The sequence below is a fragment of the Kitasatospora sp. NPDC059160 genome (genome assembly GCF_042755465.1).
Classification (GTDB): Bacteria; Actinomycetota; Actinomycetes; order Streptomycetales; family Streptomycetaceae; genus Kitasatospora.
This window is the reverse complement of the sequence record NZ_JBHZCN010000229.1, coordinates 1-3,762: the sequence shown is the minus strand read 5'-3', so window position 1 is coordinate 3,762 and position 3,762 is coordinate 1. Positions and strand designations below refer to the sequence as shown.

Annotated in this window: 6 protein-coding genes; 5 read left to right on the top strand and 1 reads right to left on the bottom strand. The window is 73.2% G+C overall.

From position 1 onward, the window contains the following. Positions 1-177: 177 nt before the first annotated feature. The 3 genes from ACFXOZ_RS42295 to ACFXOZ_RS42285 all read left to right on the top strand — a co-directional run bounded on the left by ACFXOZ_RS42295 (position 178) and on the right by ACFXOZ_RS42285 (position 1,774). Complete coding sequence (locus ACFXOZ_RS42295) at positions 178-297, top strand: putative leader peptide (RefSeq protein WP_317621128.1); 120 nt, start codon at positions 178-180, stop codon at positions 295-297. 122 nt (positions 298-419) lie between these two features. Continuing rightward, entirely contained in the window at positions 420-698 is a 279-nt protein-coding gene (locus ACFXOZ_RS42290; protein WP_097237732.1) for a MoaD/ThiS family protein, read from the top strand. Between the two features lie 107 nt (positions 699-805). After that, positions 806-1,774 carry a PLP-dependent cysteine synthase family protein gene (locus ACFXOZ_RS42285; protein WP_375883090.1) on the top strand — a complete coding sequence of 323 codons (969 nt, stop codon included), beginning with the start codon at positions 806-808 and terminating at the stop codon, positions 1,772-1,774. A gap of 4 nt (positions 1,775-1,778) precedes the next feature. On the opposite strand, the gene ACFXOZ_RS42280 is transcribed toward ACFXOZ_RS42285, so the two are convergent. Continuing rightward, the gene (locus tag ACFXOZ_RS42280; RefSeq protein WP_375883093.1) at positions 1,779-2,240 is read right to left on the bottom strand and encodes a type II toxin-antitoxin system PemK/MazF family toxin; all 462 of its coding nucleotides are present in this window, start codon (positions 2,238-2,240) and stop codon (positions 1,779-1,781) included. A 189-nt stretch (positions 2,241-2,429) separates the two neighbouring features. Here ACFXOZ_RS42280 and ACFXOZ_RS42275 point away from each other — a divergent pair, with 189 nt between their 5' ends. Then, positions 2,430-2,618 (top strand): MerR family transcriptional regulator, encoded by a 189-nt coding sequence (locus tag ACFXOZ_RS42275; protein WP_380595355.1) that lies wholly within the window; start codon positions 2,430-2,432, stop codon positions 2,616-2,618. A 221-nt stretch (positions 2,619-2,839) separates the two neighbouring features. Continuing rightward, positions 2,840-3,586: an MBL fold metallo-hydrolase gene (locus tag ACFXOZ_RS42270; RefSeq protein ID WP_375883099.1), complete on the top strand. Its 747-nt coding sequence runs from the start codon at positions 2,840-2,842 to the stop codon at positions 3,584-3,586. The last annotated feature ends 176 nt before the right edge of the window (positions 3,587-3,762 follow it).

Genomic DNA, 3,762 nt, shown 5'->3' with positions numbered 1-3,762 from the left:
TGTCTGAGCCCCCCCCCCGGGCGCGCCCCCCCCCCCCCGGGCCCGGGCCCCGCCCCCCAGCCGGGCGGGGCCGGGCCGCCCCCGGCGTCCCGGAGGAATCTCAGCATCGGAAACGAAAGCATCCGGATCGCGGGACGGGCATGTCGGAGCGGGCCCGGGAATCTATACGATGAGCCCATGCGTTCCGTCGATGTGAGCAACCAGGCCCCGGGCACCCGCCTCGTGGCGCGCCTGCACATCGACCTGTGCCGGCACGCCGGCGCGATCTGTCCCGGCACGCCCGCGCGCTCGCGCTGAGAGCCGCCCCGCCCCACCCGGGCCCCGCCGCCTCCCCGGCGGCGTCGAGCCCCGGGCACCCTCCGCCCCGCCGCGCCCGTTGCGGCCCACCCACCCCACACGACTCGCACAGGAGCGCACCCATGGCCATCGAGGTCCGCATCCCGACCATCCTCCGCACCTACACCGACGGCGCCAAGGCCGTCGAGGGCAACGGCAGCAACCTCGCGGAACTCTTCACCGACCTCGACGCCCGCCACCCGGGCATCGCCGCCCGCCTGGTCGACGGCGGCGAGCTGCGCCGCTTCGTCAACGTCTACCTGAACGACGAGGACGTCCGGTTCCTGGAGGGCATCTCCACCGCCCTCGCCGACGGCGACAGCGTCACCATCCTGCCCGCCGTGGCCGGCGGCGCCCGCTGACCTCCCGGTTCCCCCGGCACCGTCCCCGCCCGTGACGCAACGGGGCCGGCGCCGGGGTCGGGGGAACCGCCCCTCTTCACCCTCACCGCCGTGGCCGGAGGCCTCCCTTGCGATACGACAGTCCGCTCGAAGCCGTCGGCAACACCCCCCTGGTCCGCCTGCCCCGGCTGTCCGCCGCCGTCCCCGGCAACGACGACGGCCTGGTGACCCTCTGGGCCAAGCTGGAGGACCGCAACCCCACCGGCTCCATCAAGGACCGCCCGGCGCTGCACATGATCGAGCGCGCCGAGGCCGACGGCCGGCTCACCCCCGGCTGCACGATCCTGGAGCCCACCAGCGGCAACACCGGCATCTCGCTCGCCATGGCCGCCAAGCTCAAGGGCTACCGGATGGTCTGCGTGATGCCCGAGAACACCAGCGAGGAACGGCGCGAACTGCTCCGGATGTGGGGCGCCGAGATCATCCCCTCCCCGGCCGCCGGCGGCTCCAACACCGCCGTCCGGATCGCCAAGGAGATCGCCGCCGAGCACCCCGACTGGGTCATGCTCTACCAGTACGGCAACCCCGACAACGCGGGCGCCCACTACGCCACCACCGGCCCCGAGATCCTCGCCGACCTCCCCACCGTCACCCACTTCGTGGCCGGCCTCGGCACCACCGGCACCCTGATGGGCGTCGGCCGCTACCTGCGCGAGAAGGTCCCCGGCGTACGGATCGTCGCCGCCGAACCGCGCTACGACGACCTGGTGTACGGGCTGCGCAACCTCGACGAGGGCTTCGTCCCCGAGCTGTACGACGCCGAGGTGCTCACCACCCGCTTCTCGGTCGGCTCCGCCGACGCCGTCCGCCGTACCCGCGAACTCCTCCAGCAGGAGGGCATCTTCGCGGGCGTGTCCACCGGCGCCATCCTGCACGCCGCGATCGGCGTCGGCCGCAAGGCGGCGGCCGCCGGGGAGCGCGCGGACGTCGTGTTCGTGGTCGCGGACGGCGGCTGGAAGTACCTCTCCACCGGCATCTACACCGCCGAGTCCACCGAGGCGGCGGTCGAGGCCTTGCAGGGCCAGCTCTGGGCCTGATGCCCTAGCGTCCCTGGTTCGACACCGCCCGCTGGGCCCGGGACCAGACCTGGCGGTCCACGGTGCCGGCCCGGCGGCGGAAGGCCGACAGCGGCACCTCGCGCAGCTCGTCGGTCTCCAGCCAGCTGGCCCGGCCCTGCCGGTCGCCCACCGAACCGGGCGGCAGCGGCAGCACGCCCGGGCGCTCGGCGTGGTGCTTGCTGGTGATCTTCGCGACGGTGGCGGTCCGGCCGTGCACCCGCAGCACCAGGCAGGGGCGGTCCTTGGCGCCCGGGCCGTCCTCGAACGGCACCTCGGCCCACCAGATCTCCTGCGGCTCCGGCCCGGCCCCGGTGCGCGGGCGCGGCCGCGGGCGGGTCGGGGCGGCCGGGCGGGACGCGGGGCGGGTGCGCCTGACCAGCGCCGCCGCGACGGCGGCCAGCACGGCGACGCCCGCCAGCAGGAGAACGATCCAGATGCCAGTCATGCCGCGAACCGTACCGGGCCGCCGGTGGACGCCACCACCGTGGCGGCCGTGACAGTTGAGCATTTGTCCGTACGTTGCTCCCGGTTCGTCACGGATCCGCCACGACGCCCGTTCTGCGGCCTGCGTCCCGGTGCCGTCCGGAAAGGCTGCCCCACGAACGTCCGCCCCCGTCCCCCCGGAGGTGCCTTCGTGAACAGCGACGCACTGTGGTCGTACGCCGAGATCGCCCGGCACATCAACGTCCAGCCCGAGACCGTCCGCAACTACCGGCGGCACGGACTGCTGCCCGACCCCGACGTGATCGACGGCAGCGGACACCCCCGCTGGTACCCCGCGACCATCCGCACCTGGGCCCGCAACCGCCCCCGGCGCCGCTGATCCGGCGCCGCGGCCCCCGCCCCGGCGGTCTGGGTGATTCCAGCCACAGCCCGGCACGGGGACGGGGGCAAAGTGCTGCTCCGCCCTTACCCTCGACACACCAACGCAGTGCTACCGGCCGGTCCACCGGCCCGGCCTGCCGTTTTCCATGCTTGTTTTCCATGCTGTTTCCATGTCGTACGCCAACAGCAGCCAGGACGTGTCGGGGCGGAGGGGCTCGGATGAAACTGACCGTGGTGGGGTGCTCGGGGAGCTTCCCGTCCGCCGACTCGCCGTGCTCCAGCTACCTGGTCGAGGCCGACGGCTACCGCGTGGTGCTGGACCTCGGCAACGGCGCGCTCGGCGCGCTGCAGAAGTACACCGGCCTCTACGAGGTCGACGCCGTCCTGCTCAGCCACCTGCACGCGGACCACTGCGTCGACCTGTGCGCCTACTGGGTCGCCCGCAACTACCGCGCCGAGGGCTGCCCCGACCTGCTCCCGGTGTACGGTCCGGCCGGCACCGCCGAGCGGCTCGCCCGGGCGTACGACATGCCGGAGAACCCCGGGATGAAGGAGGTGTTCGAGTTCCGCACGCTCACTCCGGGCAGCTTCGGGCTCGGCCCGTTCCGGGTCTCCGTCGCGCAGGTCAACCACCCGGTGGACGCCTTCGCCTTCCGGCTGGAGCACGACGGCCGCGCGCTGGTCTACTCCGGTGACACCGGGGAGAGCCCCGAGCTGGTCGAACTCGCCCGGGACGCCGACCTGTTCCTCTGCGAGGCCGCCTACCTGGACGGCCGCGACACCTACCGGGCCGTCCACCTCAACGGCCGGGAGGCCGGTGAGCACGCGGCCGCCGCCGGGGCGCACCGGCTCGTGCTCACCCACATCCCGCCGTGGACCGACGCCGAGCGCAACCGTCGCGACGCCGCCGCCGCGTACGCCGGCCCGGTGGAGCTGGCCCGGGCCGGCGCGGTGTACGAGATCTGATCCCTGCTCCGGACCCGATCCGCTGTTCCTGGTCCGGGCCCCTGCTCTGGATCTGGTCTTCGAAGACGGACCCTAGTGTCTTGAGTCTGGAATTTCATTCATAAATATAGACTGATCCTATGGTGCGGACGGGTCGACCAAAGGTCGAGTTGGTGTTGTCGGACGACGAGCGGGCC

What these genes read in the sequence shown, in the direction of transcription:
- ACFXOZ_RS42295 (WP_317621128.1), top strand. Translation starts at nt 178, where the DNA reads ATGCGTTCCGTCGATGTGAGCAACCAGGCCCCGGGCACCCGCCTCGTG.
- ACFXOZ_RS42290 (WP_097237732.1), top strand. Translation starts at nt 420, where the DNA reads ATGGCCATCGAGGTCCGCATCCCGACCATCCTCCGCACCTACACCGAC.
- ACFXOZ_RS42280 (WP_375883093.1), bottom strand. Translation starts at nt 2,240, where the DNA reads ATGACTGGCATCTGGATCGTTCTCCTGCTGGCGGGCGTCGCCGTGCTG.
- ACFXOZ_RS42270 (WP_375883099.1), top strand. Translation starts at nt 2,840, where the DNA reads ATGAAACTGACCGTGGTGGGGTGCTCGGGGAGCTTCCCGTCCGCCGAC.